The following is a 14984-nucleotide window of genomic DNA, read 5'->3' as shown; positions in this document are numbered from 1 at the left end:
TGTTGACCATTTTTAGTTAGAAATCTCCTAAGTTTACAATAGCTTCTGCTATTTTTCTGCTAAATATAGGTGGTACAGCATTACCTATTTGTGTAAATGCACTTGTCCGTGAATCTAAAAAATAGTAGTTATCAGGGAACCCTTGCAAGCGTGCAGCTTCTCTAACAGTAATCGAACGATTTTGCTTTATATCAGGATGTATATAATGATGACCATCCTTTGCTATATGTGCAACTATAGTATGAGAAGGGGAATCCCAAGAAAGTGCCTTGAATCTATCCAAGAATTTATCTGTGTGTCGGTGAGTTTGTAAAGTTGTATCTAGTTCATCATACTTGAGATTCTTACCTCTACTCTTTGCTTTTGCAACTAAGTGATAAATTTTCAAGTCATTACTATTATTCTTCCTAGAAATATTTTGAGTTAGCGGAAGATTATCATCCTGTCTAAAGTACTTCACTATATACTCATTACTAATTGGTAAATAAAAATTATTTTCTTCTCCAGACGTTAAAAAAGGTAAATCTTTAAAAGCACTTCGGACACTAACTTCAGGTTCAACTAACTCTTCAAGCTGTTCAAAAAAATTATTTGTAGCTCCTTTATATTTTTTTTGAACACCAAAAATAATTAACCTCTCTCTTGACTGAGGTACACCAAAATCTTTAGTATTTAAGATTTTATACTCTATACTATAACCTGCTTCTAAAAATTCCATTTCCATCTTTGGGAGTAATTTCTCACCAGTTGAATCTTTAAAACTCAATAATCCTTTTACATTCTCAAAAACAAAAAATTTAGGATTATATCTCTTTAAAAATTTAATATAATACTTATATAAATAAATTCTTCCATCTGAATCTTTCTTACCTGCATTTCTCGCCCTACCAATCGTAGAATAAGCTTGACAGGGAGGTCCACCGATAATACCATCTACATTTCCTAAAAAATTATCAAAATAGTTAAAAATATTACTCAAATTCTGATCATTTATCTCCAAATTGATAGTTTTATCCAATACTTCTTTGGGAACTTTTAAAAATAATTCCTCTAAGGAGATTTCTCTATTCATAAAACTTTTATATAGTAAAAGTTTCTTTTGACTCTTTAAGTAATGGTAAGCCTCTCTCAACATTAATGTTTTTGAAGCAGAAGTATCTTTTTCAACATGCCCTAATATATTAAAATTTGAATTTCTAAAGCCTTCGGTCAATCCCCCAGCTCCACTAAATAAATCAATTATATTCATCATATTTTCACCTTATACCAGGATAGCAATTTTCACCCAATTTTGTCAAGTGGTGGGTCAAAATTTATATATAAAAAAGCACGGCTATTAACCGTACTTTTCAGGTTTATTTCACCAATTTTTTCATATCTTCGATACGAGCGACTGTTGCGTCGTATTTGGCTTGGTAGTCAACTTGTTTGTCACGTTCTTTTTGGACAACTTCTGGTTTAGCGTTAGCGACGAATTTTTCGTTACCAAGCTTGCGAGCAACCATGTCCAATTCTTTTTGCCATTTAGCAAGTTCTTTGTCAAGACGTGCCAATTCTTCTTCAACGTTAAGAAGGTCAGCAAGTGGCAAGAAGATTTCAGCACCTGTGATAACGCTAGACATTGCCAATTCTGGAGCTTCGATATCAGAAGAAATTTCTAGTTTTTCAGGATTTGTGAAACGTTTGATGTAGTTCACATTGCTGTTAAAGAAGTCTTCCAATTCTTTGTCGCTTGTCTTAACAAGAAGTGTGATTGGTTTGCTTGGTGCAACGTTCACTTCGCTACGTGCGTTACGAACGGCACGGATAAGGTCTTTAAGACTTTCAACACCTTTGTGCGCAGCTTCATTTTCAAATGCTGGATTAACAGTTGGGTATTCAGCTGTTACGATTGAACCTTCAGAAATTTGTTCAAAGATTTCTTCAGTTACGAATGGCATGATTGGGTGAAGCAAGCGAAGGATTTTATCAAGTGTGTAAAGAAGAACTGAGCGAGTGATAACTTTTTCATCTTCATTATCGCTGTAAAGTACTTCTTTAGTCAATTCAACGTACCAGTCAGCAAATTCATCCCAGATGAAGTTGTAAAGGATGTGACCAGCTACACCAAATTCAAATTTATCAAAGTTTTCAGTAACTTTAGCGATTGTTTCGTTCAAGTTGTGGAGAATCCAACGGTCAGTAACGTTACCAGCTGTACCAGCAGCAACTTTTTCAACATTAGCGCTAGCTTGTTCAAGTGTAAGGTCTTCATTATTCATCAAGATGTAACGAGAGATGTTCCAAATTTTGTTAATGAAGTTCCAAGCAGCGTCCATTTTTTCGTAAGAGAAACGAACGTCTTGACCTGGTGCAGAACCGTTTGACAAGAACCAACGAAGGGCATCAGCACCATATTTTTCGATAACGTCCATTGGGTCAATACCGTTACCAAGTGATTTAGACATTTTACGTCCTTGTTCGTCACGGATAAGACCGTGGATAAGCACGTTTTCAAATGGACGACGTCCTGTGAATTCCAATGATTGGAAAATCATACGTGATACCCAGAAGAAGATGATATCGTAACCAGTTACCAATGTAGATGTTGGGAAGTAACGTTTGAAGTCTTCTGCTTCTGTGTCGGGCCAACCCATTGTTGAGAATGGCCATAGTGCTGAACTAAACCAAGTATCAAGAACGTCTTCGTCTTGAGTCCATCCGTCACCTTCTGGAGCTTCTTCACCGACGTACATTTCACCTTCAGCATTATACCATGCTGGGATTTGGTGACCCCACCATAATTGACGAGAAATAACCCAGTCGTGAACATTTTCCATCCATTGAAGGAAAGTATCGTTGAAACGTGGTGGGTAGAATTTCACTTCGTCATCAGTGTCTTGGTTAGCAATGGCATTTTTAGCCAATTGATCCATTTTAACGAACCATTGTGTTGACAAACGAGGTTCAACTGGCACACCAGTACGTTCTGAGTGACCAACGCTGTGAACCATTTTTTCGATTTCAACAAGCGCACCGATTTCTTCCAATTTTTTAACGACAGCTTTACGTGCTTCAAAACGATCCATACCAGCGAATTCACCAGCAAGTTCGTTCATTGTACCATCGTCGTTCATAACGTTGATTTGTGGCAAATTGTGACGTTGACCAACTAGGAAGTCGTTAGGGTCATGTGCAGGAGTGATTTTAACCACACCAGTACCGAATTCTGGGTCAGCGTGTTCGTCACCAACGATTGGAATAGCTTTGTTAACGATTGGAAGGATAACATTTTTACCAATCAAATCTTTGTAACGGTCATCATTTGGGTTAACCGCAACGGCAACGTCACCAAACATTGTTTCAGGACGAGTTGTTGCCACTTCAAGGCTACGTGAACCATCTTCCAACATGTAGTTCATGTGGTAGAATGCACCTTCGACATCTTTGTGGATAACTTCGATATCAGAAAGAGCTGTACGAGCTTTTGGATCCCAGTTGATGATAAATTCACCACGGTAAATCCAACCTTTTTTGTAAAGTTGAACAAAGACTTTACGAACTGCTTTTGACAAACCTTCGTCAAGGGTGAAACGTTCACGTGAGTAATCTACAGAGATACCCATTTTACCCCATTGTTGTTTGATTGTTGATGCGTATTCATCTTTCCATTCCCAAACTTTATCAAGGAATTTTTCACGACCAAGGTCGTAACGTGAAATACCATCTTCAGCAAGACGTGCTTCAACTTTTGCTTGTGTTGCGATACCAGCGTGGTCCATACCTGGAAGCCATAGAGTATCAAAACCTTGCATACGTTTTTGACGGATAATAATATCTTGCAAAGTTGTATCCCAAGCGTGACCAAGGTGAAGTTTACCTGTTACGTTTGGTGGTGGAATAACGATAGAATACGGATGTGCTTTCTTATCGCCAGAAGGCTTGAAAACATCTTCATCTAACCATTTTTGATAACGACCAGCTTCAACTTCAGCTGGGTTATATTTTGGTGAAAGTTCTTTTGACATAATGTGTCCTTTCTACAATTTTTTCAATAAGTTAATCAATTCAATTTATCAGGTGTTGCTTATAACTTCTCCCACTCACTTTTTAACAATCCGTAACGCAGTAAATCACAACGTTTTCCTTGTGCATCCTTACGATCACGGATTTTTGATTCAAGAGTAAAGCCAAGTTTTTCAGCTACACGCTGGCTAGCTTTGTTGTAACTATAACATTCAATTTCGATTTTATGGAGGCCTACCAGATTAAAACCAACTTCTAAAAGCGCACGCGCAGCTTCTGGCATAATACCTTGACCCCAATAATCTGGGTGGAGTAAGTAGCCCATTTCAAAGACATCATCAGCATGACGATGATTGAAATCAACCGAGCCGATAACTCTATTAGAACCTCTGGGACAAATACCGTAACCAGCTGGAATCTTCTGTTCACTCCAACGTTTAGGCATAATATTCTCTAGGTAATTTTCCTCTTCTGCCACATTCTTAACAGGCGGAAAACCGGCTGGCCAAGTCACTTCTGGCAAGCTGGCATAATCAAAAATATCTTTAGCGTCTGATACTAAACGCTGACGCAAGTAAAGACGTTCTGTCTCTACCTCAGGAAGTTTATTGTCGTTTATCTGACCTAGTATCTTAATCATGGCAATTCCTCCACTCTAGGATAAAAAAATCGCCCCTGTCTTTCGACAGGGACGAACTTTTATAAATCCGCGGTACCACCCACATTCGAGTGACTAGCACTCGCAACTTTGATATTCAGTTACAACACTCAGCAACTAGTCCTGACATTTGTGCGGATTTCTCAGCGCCACCGCTTTCTGTAACAAATGGTCTTCAAGACACCTCTGAATGTTTTTATTTTAACAGATTTGGTCAGCTAACGCAAATGGTTTAGGCTTTGAAAGCTACGCCATTTTCTTTAAGTTTGTTAACTGTTGCTGGACCAATTCCTTTAAAGGCCAAAACTTCTTTTTCTGTGTAATTTTGGAAATCAGATACTGATTTAATTCCTTCATTGTAAAGTGTTTCAACAAGTTTTGGTCGGATGCCTTCTACGGCAGAAATCGCTGAAAATTCTTCCAAACTAAGAGTTGCTTTTGAAACAACGTTAGCAGCAGCTTTAACAGTTGAAGTTGCAGCTGTTTTGATGATACCTGCACGTTTTAATTTCAATAAGTACTCTTTTTTTCGATTCTTTTTCTTTGCCATTTTAGTAATTTCTCTCCCCTAAAAGATTATCTGGTAATTCGTGGAAACCTTTGCCGGCTTTATAATTAGCAAATTTGCCTTGGATATAACGGTAAGCATCAAGTTTGCTTTCGTAACGGATGTAAGCATCAGCAGCACGTTCATCCTTATCTTCTTCCACAATCTTACGGCTGGCTTCCATTGCCATCTCATTAACTGTAATTTGTGAATCAACCCAAGCTTCAAATTCTTTTAAAAATTCTTGTTCGTAAGTCATAAATACCTCTCGTCTGATTTCCTAGGTCATATTATAACACAAACCTTGAAAAAATGAGAGCCTTGTAAAGGATTTGTAACATGATTTCCATGAATCCCCTTCCTTTTTTAGAAATTTTTCTGAAAATAAGCTCAGATAGAGCTAAAAAAGAGTCCCTCAGCTTTTTTCTCACATAAACTTGTCTTTTTCTACTATTTAAAGTAGAATATTAAAAATATTTCGACACACTTTATAAAGGAGATGCAATATGATTCTATCGCAATTTGACCCAGAAAAAAGAGCCATCATCAATCCCAGTGACATCGTGGCAAGTCTTCCTCAATTTCCAAAAACAGTCGTAACCTGCTTTGCAAGAGCAACCTTTGCTAGAATTTTAGCCGAAGTCCCTCACCGTCAGATCGCTAAAACAAGTGTGGCTAATCTCGAAATTCCAATTTATGAGCTTGACTTTCATGGAGAAAAAATCGGCTTTTTTAACTCCTACGTCGGGGCAAGTAGCTGCGTTGCCGTCTTAGAAGATATCATTGCCATGGGAGCAGAAAATCTCCTTGTCTTTGGAACTTGTGGCGTCCTTGATAATAGCATTAAAGAAACCTCGATTATTATTCCAAGCTCTGCTATTCGCGACGAAGGGACAAGCTATCACTATGCCCCTGCTACTAATGAAATTGCTCTTAATCCAACTTATCGTGAACGCTTTAAAAACTTTCTTAGTCATCAAAGCATCTCTTATACTGAAGGAAAAGTCTGGTCTACAGATGGCATTTACCGTGAAACACAAAGCAAAATGCTAGCTAGAAAGGCACAAGGTGCTATCGCTGTTGACATGGAATGCTCTGCTATTGCCGCGCTAGCTAAATTTAGACAGATTAATCATTTTCAGTTTTTCTATTCCGCCGACAATCTTGACAGCGAAAAATGGGACCCACGTACCCTTGCAAATGACGCTGACCTTGAAAGAAAAGACCGCATCGCTAGTATCGCCTTACACTTTGCCACCCAAGTCTTCAAATAAGCTCAAAAACTCTCAGCTTTTTTGAACTGCACCCCAAAAGTTAGACAAAAAATCTAACGATTGGGGTGCTTTTTGTATGAAATTAACTTATGAAGATAAACTAGAAATCTATAAACTCAGAAAACAAGGTTTGTCTTGGCCTCAGCTGGGTCAAACCTATGATGTTAATCCTAGAAATCTACGTTACATGGTTAAGCTTATGGACCGATATGGCGTAGAGATTGTTAAAAAAAGTAAAAATAGGTATTATTCTCCTGAACTAAAGCAAGAAATTATCAATCAAGTCCTTCTTGAAGGTCGTACTCAATTGTCTGTCTCTCTTGAATATGCTCTTCCTAACATAGGAACACTTTCCAATTGGCTAGCACAATACAAGAAAAATGGGTATACTATTGTTGAGAAAACAAGAGGGAGACCAAGCAAAATGGGGCGTAAACCAAAGAAAACCTGGGAAGAAATGACTGAGCTAGAACGACTTAGAGAGGAAAATGAGCGGTTACGAACGGAGAATGTTTTCCTAAAAAAGTTGAGAGCAGCTCGCTTGAGGGACGAAGCCAAAATGCGCGAACAACAGCGACAATTAGAGAAATGGTTAGAGGAGGATTCAGACTAGATATCCTTTTAGAATTTTCGGGTTTGGCTCGTTCAACTTACTATTACCACTTGAAACAGCTAAATAAGCTTGACAAAAACAAGGTTCTTAAAGCTAAAATCAAGATGATTTATGACGAGCACAAAGGCAACTATGGCTATCGCCGCATCACTTTGGAACTAAGAAACCAAGGCTTTTTGGTCAACCACAAAAAAGTACAACGCTTAATGAAACGTATGAATTTGACTGCACGTATTCGCCGTAAACGTAAATACTCCTCTTACAAGGGTGAAGTTGGCAAGAAAGCTGATAATCTCATCCAACGTCACTTTGAAGCTTCAAAGCCTTACGAAAAATGTTATACAGATATCACTGAATTTGCTATTCCAGCTAGCTCTCAAAAATTATACTTATCACCAGTTTTAGATGGTTATAATAGTGAAATTATTGCTTATCAACTATCAACTTCGCCTAATTTGGAACAAATCAAGACTATGTTAGCGAAAGCTTTTCCAGATGAACATTATGACAATACGATTCTTCACAGTGACCAAGGGTGGCAATACCAACACCAGTTTTATCATGAATTTCTCAATCAAAAAGGAATTCGTCCATCCATGTCCCGCAAAGGCAACAGCCCAGACAACGGTATGATGGAATCTTTCTTTGGTATCTTAAAATCAGAAATGTTTTATGGCTTTGAGAAGACCTTTAAGTCACTAGATGAACTCAAACGAGCCATTATTCATTACATCGATTATTACAATAATAAACGGATTAAAGTCAAACTAAAAGGACTTAGCCCTGTACAATACAGGACTAAATCCTTTCAATAATTAATTGTCCAACTTTTTGGGGTCAGTACATTTTAGCTGAGTTTTTTTAAAAAATTTTTTTGCTTACGCTAAAAGCCTGATTTTTAGCCATCTTTGACTTTTTAGTCAAAAATAATTAAGTTTTCGCTCTTGTCAAACACAAAATATAGTGCTACTATTTTATCCGGGCACAAGATATTGTGCTTAAATCATTTATTATGACAAATACAAGGCCTTGACTTTGTCACATATAGATACTCTACTGGGAAAGGAGGACTTGTTTCACCTATTTCCAAACCATAATAACTCACCAAACATACATTTACTAACCTTACTCTAGACAGATAGCTTTGCAATCAAAAATACATTTTACACATTACATTTTTAAATAAACACTACAGAATTAGCATATTGGAGGTGCATTACCATCGTGATTATTCTAGCAGGAATGATAGGAGTCGGAAAAACTACCTACACTTCTCTCTTAGCCAAAGAACTTGGCACAACAGCTTTCTTTGAACCTGTTGATAATAACCCAATTTTAGATAAATACTATGAAGACCCTGAAAAATACGGGTTTGCTTTACAAATTTACTTCTTGAACAAACGCTTCAAATCAATCAAAGAAGCTTACGAAGCAGACAACAATGTCTTAGACCGCTCAATCTACGAAGATGCTTTATTTACTTACATTAATACCCTTCAAGGAAGCATCAGCGATCAAGAATATAATATCTACTTGGAATTGCTAGACAACATGATGGAGGAAATTGACGGACTTCCTAAAAAAGCTCCTGATTTGCTAATCTACCTCGAAGGTAGTTTTGACCACATCATGAACAACATCAAAAAACGTGGACGTGATTTTGAACAACCAGATGACGAAAATGGTCTAACAGATTACTACAAACTCCTTCACAAGCACTACACAAAATGGTATGAAGATTACCAATACAGTCCAAAAATGAAAATTAACACCGACAACCTCGATGTTACAAAACCTGAGGACTGGGATAAAGTGTACCAAATGATCCGTCAAGAAATGAAATCAATTGGAATTGGAGATTAACATTTTTTGAAAAAAGAACTTTCACTTAAAGAATCATTTAACAACGCTTGGAATCGTTTTGACTTAAAAGAAAAGATTTTCGTAATCTTTGCCTTCTTAGTCTCTCTCGGATTTACCCTATACGGGATGATTCCGACACTCTTTTCAGGAGACCTTAACATCTTACATGTCCTCTCAATTATCATGTCTATCTTTGGTTTTATTGGGACATGGACACTAGCGATTCAATGGCAGCACACCTTTAAAGCAAATGGTGTTCAAAATGTTGCTGGTATCTTAGTCGCTGGTATTCAAGGGGTTTACGGTGAAATGTTCAAAAGTTGCTACTACCTTGCAACCGAATTTATCGGACATTATAACTGGAAAAAACGCCGCAATGACGATGGTGAATTAGTCGTTGATAAAAAATTCAGTCTAAAAGACGTGCTTATCGCTGTCTTCTTCTGGACATTTGGCTTAGGATTTATTTCTTATTGGATGGGCGGACAAAAAATCATCCTAGATGCCATCACAAATGGGCTTTCCTTTACTGCCCAACAACGTCAAGTAAAAGGACACCTTGATGGCTACTACATTTGGCTAGTTGTTGATTTGCTAAGCTTTATCCTTTACCTATCTATCGGTAACCCAATCGTTGCTTTTAGTTACCTAGGTATGGTAGCACAAGGTTTCGTAGGCATTATCATCTGGAAGAAGAGCCAAGGACAAGAAAGTCTTGCTCAAGAAACCGTTGCTTAATATAAATCGAAAATCTGGGACATCAGTCTCAGATTTTTTTGATATCATCAGCAAACATAGTCAAAAAGCCTAACTCAAAAGAGTTAAGCTTTTTTTGTAATCTCATGAATGGACTTAACTGGTACAACGTCCGCTCCATGCTCTCCAAGCATTTTTTCCATCCAAATCATGTCATACCATCGGTTGAATTTATAACCCGAATCATGAAATTTTCCAACCAATTGATAACCAAGTGCTCGATGGAATTTCTCGCTTCCATTTGTCAGATAGGCATCTTCGACATCAGTTGAAGCAATACAAGCATTAAGATTGAGGATACCCATTTGAGTTAGATAATCTTCTAACTTTCCATAGATTTGACGTCCTACACCCTTACCACGCGCAGCCTTATCCAGATAAACCGTCGCTTCTGCTGACCAAGCATAAGCAGCTCTAGGATGGAATTTAGAAGCATAAGCATAGCCAAGAATCTTGCCATCTTCTTCTGCCACGAGATAAGGATAAAAAGCCATGATTGAGCGCATACGCCCCGTAAATTCCTCTAAAGTCGGCACATCATATTCAAAAGTAATAGCTGTTTCTTCAACATAATAACGATAAATATCAAGCAGAGCTTTTGCATCATCTAAGCTTGCCAAACGAATCGTAACGGCCATTCTCACAAGTCCTCCAAAAATAATCAATAATTTAGTATAACGATAAAGTAGCCCAGTGTCAAAATAAACATAACACCACTTGTCAAATTCACGATTATTAAAAAACGCAAGGAGCCCCTTACGTTTCATCATTTTCTTATTTCTTGACTAACTTAACAACTGCTTCTGTCCTTGCCGTATGCGGGAGTGAAATTATCCTGTGGATGATTTCAGGTTGTTGCCTAAAAACAAGAAAGCAACAGGAATTACTTGCGGACCAGTTTCACAACTGCTTCAGTTCTTGCTGTATGCGGAAACATATCCACCGACTGAATGTAATGAACATCGTAAACTTTACTTAATTTAACCAAATCACGAGCCAAAGTCGCCGTATTACATGACACATAAACCATTTTAGCAGGTTGATATTTCAAAATAGTATTCAAGAGTTTATCATCAAGACCAGTACGAGGTGGGTCAACAATCAAAGCATCCGCACGATAACCTTCCTTATACCACTTAGGAATAATGTCTTCTGCACGACCAGCTTCATAATAAGTATTGTCAAAGCCCATACGCTGTGCATTTTTCTTAGCATCCTCGATAGCTTCAGGAATGATATCCATCCCACGAACACTCTTAACTTTACCTGCAAAAGCAAAACCAATTGTTCCGACACCACAATAAGCATCGATTACATGGTCATCTTCTGTCACATCAAGCGCAGCAACAGCTTGACTATACAAGACCTGCGTTTGCTCAGGATTCAACTGATAAAAAGCACGCGGAGAAAGACTGAAATGATAATCCAAAACTTCTTCTGAAATATCATCATCTCCCCAGATAACCTCTGTTTTTCCACCGTAAATCTCACTTGATTTTGAACGGTTAAAGTTGATAGCAATTCCCTTAATAGCTTCAAATTCAGCCGTTAATTGCTTAATAAGCGGTGCTAAAAAGACATCTCGACTAGTAATAAAAATAATCTGAACTTGTCCAGTAGCCTTTGCCTTACGAATCATTACTGTTCGAATACCAGCTACCTTGCGCTCATCATAAATCGGAATATGATGTTTTTCTAGCAATTCTGCCACACGATTAATAATAGCTTGCGTTAGTTCATCTTGAACAAAACATTCTTTGATATCAACCAAACGGTGGCTACCTTCTTCAAAGAGCCCCGCCTTAACATTTCCTTTAAAAGAACGTGTTTGGAACTGCAATTTGGCACGGTAATGATACGGTACTTCCATTCCAAGTGTGTGCCTAATTTCATAATTTTCATAACCAGCAGGTTTGAATTTTTTCAAGGATTGACCAATCAAATCATCCTTAAACTCCAACTGCTTATCATAACGTAGGTGCATAATCTGACAGCCACCGCATTTTTGATAAATGGGACATTTCGGTTCCACACGAAACTTAGATTTCTTATTGATTGTCAAAAGTCTTGCCTGAGCAAAATTACGCTTAACCGCCGTAATCTGACAAAAAATATCTTCCCCCTTCAAAGCACCTGGAACAAAGACTAAAGTCTTCTTATAAAATCCAATTCCTTCACCATTAATTCCCATGCGCTTAATTTTCAAAGGAATTCTTTGTTTTACTTTCAAATTCATTAGTGACTAAATATAACTCCTACTTCTTTCAATTTTTCTAAAGTTGCCTTACCAAACTGAGGTAAAGCTAAAATATCTGCTTCTGTCCAAACTTGAAAATCCTGCAAATCATAAATATCATGCGCCAGCAAGATTTCAATTTGGTATTCTGATAAAAAGGCTAACGATTCAACTTCTGCCTGACCTGCCTTGTGCTCTGAAAAATAATCATTCAAATAAGCTTGCACATAATTTCCAGCAGTCATCAGTAAAGGTAAAATACGATAAAGTCCTACATAGACCGCTTCTAAACTATCTGGACGATGAATGCCAGCTGCGCCGACAGACATAATATCATCCATCAAAAGCTCGGGTGATTGACAAAAAATAGCAAAATCCTTAACATCAGCATTCAAAACTTCAATCAAATAGTGTGCCATCTCATCATGACCATCTAAAATAGCCCCAACTAACAAAGGGATTTCTAGTAAAATATCATGTCCAATATCAGACTGCTTCTTAAAGAATACCAAAGCCTTATCATATTGTGACGTCAAAATATACAATGCCATTATCTCATGACGACAAGCAAACAAATCCGATGAATCCAGCTCATAAACCGCTTCAAATTGCTCAAGAGCTCTCTGATAAAGTCCATTTTGCTTATAAAGCATACCAAGATTAACTTTTGAAAAATAATAATCTTTCTCAGATATTTCACCCTTCTCATGAAGCTCTTCATAATAATCAACACGCTTTCTAAGCTCTGTTAAATCCTCAAATAAATTCCAATTTTCAGAGTCTAGCTCATCTTCTTCATCTTCTAAAAAGTCATCATCAAACGGAAACTCTTCAAGGTCATCACTTAAAGACTTAAGCATGCGGTATTCATCTAAATCAACGATTTTACTATCTTTCACCATATCACCTCCCTGCACTTTAATCACTACTATTTTAACATTTTTGTTATAATGAATGTATGAAAATCACTAAAATCGAAAAGAAAAAAAGGCTATATCTTTTAGAAATTGATGAAAAAGATAAACTTTACGTAACAGAAGACACTATTGTTCACTTTATGTTAAGTAAAAATATGGAAATTGACGAAACAACCTTAAAAGATATTCAAAGATACGCTCAATTTTCATACGGTAAAAACTTGGCACTTTACCAAATTTCTTTCAAGCAACGTACCGCAGACGAAGTCAAAAAATACTTAGAGAAACATGAAATTGATAGTCAGTATATCCCAGAAATCATTGAAAACCTCAAAAAAGAAAACTGGATTAATGATTCTCAATATGTTGAAACCTATTTATCACAAAATCTAACATCAGGTGATAAGGGTGGCTACGTTTTAAAACAAAAATTACTTCAAAAAGGAGTTGATGCTCAACTCATTGACCAAAAATTAGCTGAATTAGACTTTTCAGACCTAGCTGAAAAAACAGCTCAAAAACTTTTACGTAAATATCAAAACAAGCTCTCAACAAAAACACTTAAAGATAAAATCATCCAAAATATGATGAATAAAGGCTTCTCATACACAGAAGCAAAAGATGCCTTTGAAACACTTGATATCGAAAAAGATGAAGAACAAGAATTCGAACTTTTAAATAAAGAACTTGATAAGCAATATCGAAAATTTAGTAAAAAATACGAAGGATATGAACTAAATCAACGATTAACGCAAGCTCTCGCTCGAAAAGGCTTTTCATATGATGATATTAAGAGCGCTCTTAGAGATTATTTGTGAAATAAATTGCATTTCTAAGTGTCCTTTTTCAGAAAATTATGATAAACTATAACAGATAAGTTTAATTGTAGAAAGTTGGTAAGGCATGAAATTACCTAAGGAAGGCGACTTTATTACAATTCAAAGTTATAAGCATGATGGTAGTTTGCACCGAACATGGCGCGACACTATGGTACTAAAAACAACAGACAATGCTGTTATAGGAGTTAACGATCACACACTAGTAACAGAAAGTGATGGGAGACGTTGGGTTACGCGAGAACCAGCCATTGTTTATTTCCATAAAAAATACTGGTTTAATATCATTGCGATGATAAGAGATAACGGTGTTTCATACTACTGCAATCTTGCTAGTCCATACGTCATGGATGAAGAAGCTCTTAAGTATATCGATTACGACTTGGATGTCAAAGTCTTTGCAGACGGTGAAAAAAGGCTACTTGACGTCGACGAGTACGAAATACACAAAGCAGAAATGGGCTATTCTCCAGACATTGATTTTATTTTAAAAGAGAATGTCAAAATCCTTGTTGATTGGATTAACAATGGAAAAGGACCATTCTCAGAAGCCTATATTAATATTTGGTACAAACGTTATCTTGAACTTAAGAATCGTTAAAGTTGCGAGCACTCCAATAGGGGTGCTTTTACGCTAAAGAAAGGAAGTTTTATATGGCATTTGAAATCAGTAAAGAAAGATACGCCAGTTTTGGCGTAGCAACAAGCCTTCCACACGAAATCATTGATACCTTCTGGGATATCTTAGATAATTATCTAAAAGGTGTCATCTCACTAGAATCAATCATCAGCTTTCGCTTAACTGAGAAAAAAGGAAAATTAACGATTTGCTACCAAAATCAAAAGCAGCAAACAACTATTGCTTTTGATTATAATTACCCGTATGACCCATTCTTTCCAAATATTGTCTATCTGATTGATCAATCAGGAACAGAAACACTTTTATTACCACATGAACTAGACTAAAAAAGAAGGCTTTCGCCTTCTTTTTTAAACCTTTTAAACAAAAATAAATAAAATAGTCCGTACGGGATTCGAACCCGTGTTACCGCCGTGAAAAGGCGGTGTCTTAACCCCTTGACCAACGGACCATATTAATAAATGGGCACAAGTGGACTCGAACCACCGACCTCACGCTTATCAGGCGTGCGCTCTAACCAGCTGAGCTATGCGCCCTAAGCTAATACTATTAACAAAAGGTTATGCCGGCTACATGACTTGAACACGCGACCCTCTGATTACAAATCAGATGCTCTACCAACTGAGCTAAGCCGGCAAC

The 14984-nt window shown here is 37.1% G+C and carries 15 protein-coding genes and 3 tRNA genes; 7 read left to right on the top strand and 11 right to left on the bottom strand.

Going from position 1 to position 14984, the window contains the following annotated elements; all coding sequences use genetic code 11:
- Positions 1-16: 16 nt before the first annotated feature.
- From GPZ88_RS06855 to GPZ88_RS06835, 5 genes are all read right to left on the bottom strand, one after another.
- Entirely contained in the window at positions 17-1252 is a 1236-nt protein-coding gene (locus GPZ88_RS06855; protein ID WP_166043792.1) for a DNA cytosine methyltransferase, read from the bottom strand.
- Between the two features lie 103 nt (positions 1253-1355).
- Positions 1356-4007 (bottom strand): valine--tRNA ligase, encoded by a 2652-nt coding sequence (locus tag GPZ88_RS06850; RefSeq protein ID WP_074629816.1) that lies wholly within the window; start codon positions 4005-4007, stop codon positions 1356-1358.
- Between the two features lie 59 nt (positions 4008-4066).
- Positions 4067-4645 (bottom strand): GNAT family N-acetyltransferase, encoded by a 579-nt coding sequence (locus tag GPZ88_RS06845; RefSeq protein WP_166043790.1) that lies wholly within the window; start codon positions 4643-4645, stop codon positions 4067-4069.
- 250 nt (positions 4646-4895) lie between these two features.
- Positions 4896-5213 carry a helix-hairpin-helix domain-containing protein gene (locus tag GPZ88_RS06840; RefSeq protein ID WP_074559400.1) on the bottom strand — a complete coding sequence of 106 codons (318 nt, stop codon included), beginning with the start codon at positions 5211-5213 and terminating at the stop codon, positions 4896-4898.
- Position 5214: 1 nt separating this feature from the next.
- Complete coding sequence (locus tag GPZ88_RS06835; protein WP_004230643.1) at positions 5215-5469, bottom strand: DUF1912 family protein; 255 nt, start codon at positions 5467-5469, stop codon at positions 5215-5217.
- A gap of 247 nt (positions 5470-5716) precedes the next feature.
- Here GPZ88_RS06835 and GPZ88_RS06830 point away from each other — a divergent pair, with 247 nt between their 5' ends.
- From GPZ88_RS06830 to pnuC, 4 genes are all read left to right on the top strand, one after another.
- The gene (locus GPZ88_RS06830) at positions 5717-6484 is read left to right on the top strand and encodes a nucleoside phosphorylase (RefSeq protein ID WP_074563217.1); all 768 of its coding nucleotides are present in this window, start codon (positions 5717-5719) and stop codon (positions 6482-6484) included.
- Between the two features lie 76 nt (positions 6485-6560).
- Positions 6561-7912 (top strand): IS3 family transposase gene (locus GPZ88_RS06825; RefSeq protein WP_166043261.1). Its coding sequence is split into 2 segments (ribosomal slippage): positions 6561-7023 and positions 7023-7912, totalling 1353 coding nucleotides; the frame shifts between segments, so codons are not numbered across the junction.
- Between the two features lie 409 nt (positions 7913-8321).
- Positions 8322-8960, top strand: a complete 639-nt coding sequence (locus GPZ88_RS06820) for a deoxynucleoside kinase (protein ID WP_074563216.1) — start codon at positions 8322-8324, stop codon at positions 8958-8960.
- 6 nt (positions 8961-8966) lie between these two features.
- Positions 8967-9698, top strand: a complete 732-nt coding sequence (gene pnuC / locus GPZ88_RS06815; protein WP_157628778.1) for a nicotinamide riboside transporter PnuC — start codon at positions 8967-8969, stop codon at positions 9696-9698.
- An 83-nt stretch (positions 9699-9781) separates the two neighbouring features.
- Here the strand turns inward: pnuC and GPZ88_RS06810 are convergent, their stop codons facing one another.
- The 3 genes from GPZ88_RS06810 to GPZ88_RS06800 form a co-directional block, all read right to left on the bottom strand.
- Entirely contained in the window at positions 9782-10354 is a 573-nt protein-coding gene (locus tag GPZ88_RS06810; protein WP_166044368.1) for a GNAT family N-acetyltransferase, read from the bottom strand.
- 245 nt (positions 10355-10599) lie between these two features.
- A complete protein-coding gene (gene rlmD / locus GPZ88_RS06805) occupies positions 10600-11952 on the bottom strand; it encodes a 23S rRNA (uracil(1939)-C(5))-methyltransferase RlmD (RefSeq protein WP_166043788.1) in 1353 nt (450 codons plus the stop codon).
- Positions 11952-12854 carry a tetratricopeptide repeat protein gene (locus GPZ88_RS06800; RefSeq protein WP_074563213.1) on the bottom strand — a complete coding sequence of 301 codons (903 nt, stop codon included), beginning with the start codon at positions 12852-12854 and terminating at the stop codon, positions 11952-11954. The genes rlmD and GPZ88_RS06800 overlap by 1 nt, the downstream gene beginning before the upstream one ends.
- A gap of 56 nt (positions 12855-12910) precedes the next feature.
- Here GPZ88_RS06800 and recX point away from each other — a divergent pair, with 56 nt between their 5' ends.
- The 3 genes from recX to GPZ88_RS06785 all read left to right on the top strand — a co-directional run bounded on the left by recX (position 12911) and on the right by GPZ88_RS06785 (position 14671).
- Positions 12911-13687, top strand: coding sequence for a recombination regulator RecX (gene recX / locus GPZ88_RS06795; protein ID WP_093815172.1), 777 nt, complete (start codon positions 12911-12913; stop codon positions 13685-13687).
- Positions 13688-13772: 85 nt separating this feature from the next.
- Positions 13773-14306, top strand: a complete 534-nt coding sequence (gene ntdP / locus GPZ88_RS06790) for a nucleoside tri-diphosphate phosphatase (RefSeq protein WP_006531621.1) — start codon at positions 13773-13775, stop codon at positions 14304-14306.
- 53 nt (positions 14307-14359) lie between these two features.
- A complete protein-coding gene (locus GPZ88_RS06785) occupies positions 14360-14671 on the top strand; it encodes a DUF960 domain-containing protein (RefSeq protein ID WP_039697342.1) in 312 nt (103 codons plus the stop codon).
- 53 nt (positions 14672-14724) lie between these two features.
- Here the strand turns inward: GPZ88_RS06785 and GPZ88_RS06780 are convergent.
- From GPZ88_RS06780 to GPZ88_RS06770, 3 genes are all read right to left on the bottom strand, one after another.
- A tRNA-Glu gene (locus GPZ88_RS06780) sits at positions 14725-14796 on the bottom strand.
- Between the two features lie 11 nt (positions 14797-14807).
- Positions 14808-14881, bottom strand: a tRNA-Ile gene (locus tag GPZ88_RS06775).
- A gap of 27 nt (positions 14882-14908) precedes the next feature.
- A tRNA-Thr gene (locus GPZ88_RS06770) sits at positions 14909-14981 on the bottom strand.
- Positions 14982-14984 lie beyond the last annotated feature (3 nt).

Origin of the sequence: Streptococcus ruminicola (assembly GCF_011387195.1) — a bacterium.
GTDB lineage: Bacteria > Bacillota > Bacilli > Lactobacillales > Streptococcaceae > Streptococcus > Streptococcus ruminicola.
This window is presented reverse-complemented; position numbering and strand designations above follow the sequence as displayed.

What these genes read in the sequence shown, in the direction of transcription:
- GPZ88_RS06855 (WP_166043792.1), bottom strand. Translation starts at nt 1,252, where the DNA reads ATGATGAATATAATTGATTTATTTAGTGGAGCTGGGGGATTGACCGAA.
- GPZ88_RS06850 (WP_074629816.1), bottom strand. Translation starts at nt 4,007, where the DNA reads ATGTCAAAAGAACTTTCACCAAAATATAACCCAGCTGAAGTTGAAGCT.
- GPZ88_RS06845 (WP_166043790.1), bottom strand. Translation starts at nt 4,645, where the DNA reads ATGATTAAGATACTAGGTCAGATAAACGACAATAAACTTCCTGAGGTA.
- GPZ88_RS06840 (WP_074559400.1), bottom strand. Translation starts at nt 5,213, where the DNA reads ATGGCAAAGAAAAAGAATCGAAAAAAAGAGTACTTATTGAAATTAAAA.
- GPZ88_RS06835 (WP_004230643.1), bottom strand. Translation starts at nt 5,469, where the DNA reads ATGACTTACGAACAAGAATTTTTAAAAGAATTTGAAGCTTGGGTTGAT.
- GPZ88_RS06830 (WP_074563217.1), top strand. Translation starts at nt 5,717, where the DNA reads ATGATTCTATCGCAATTTGACCCAGAAAAAAGAGCCATCATCAATCCC.
- GPZ88_RS06810 (WP_166044368.1), bottom strand. Translation starts at nt 10,354, where the DNA reads ATGGCCGTTACGATTCGTTTGGCAAGCTTAGATGATGCAAAAGCTCTG.
- rlmD (WP_166043788.1), bottom strand. Translation starts at nt 11,952, where the DNA reads ATGAATTTGAAAGTAAAACAAAGAATTCCTTTGAAAATTAAGCGCATG.
- GPZ88_RS06800 (WP_074563213.1), bottom strand. Translation starts at nt 12,854, where the DNA reads ATGGTGAAAGATAGTAAAATCGTTGATTTAGATGAATACCGCATGCTT.
- recX (WP_093815172.1), top strand. Translation starts at nt 12,911, where the DNA reads ATGAAAATCACTAAAATCGAAAAGAAAAAAAGGCTATATCTTTTAGAA.
- ntdP (WP_006531621.1), top strand. Translation starts at nt 13,773, where the DNA reads ATGAAATTACCTAAGGAAGGCGACTTTATTACAATTCAAAGTTATAAG.
- GPZ88_RS06785 (WP_039697342.1), top strand. Translation starts at nt 14,360, where the DNA reads ATGGCATTTGAAATCAGTAAAGAAAGATACGCCAGTTTTGGCGTAGCA.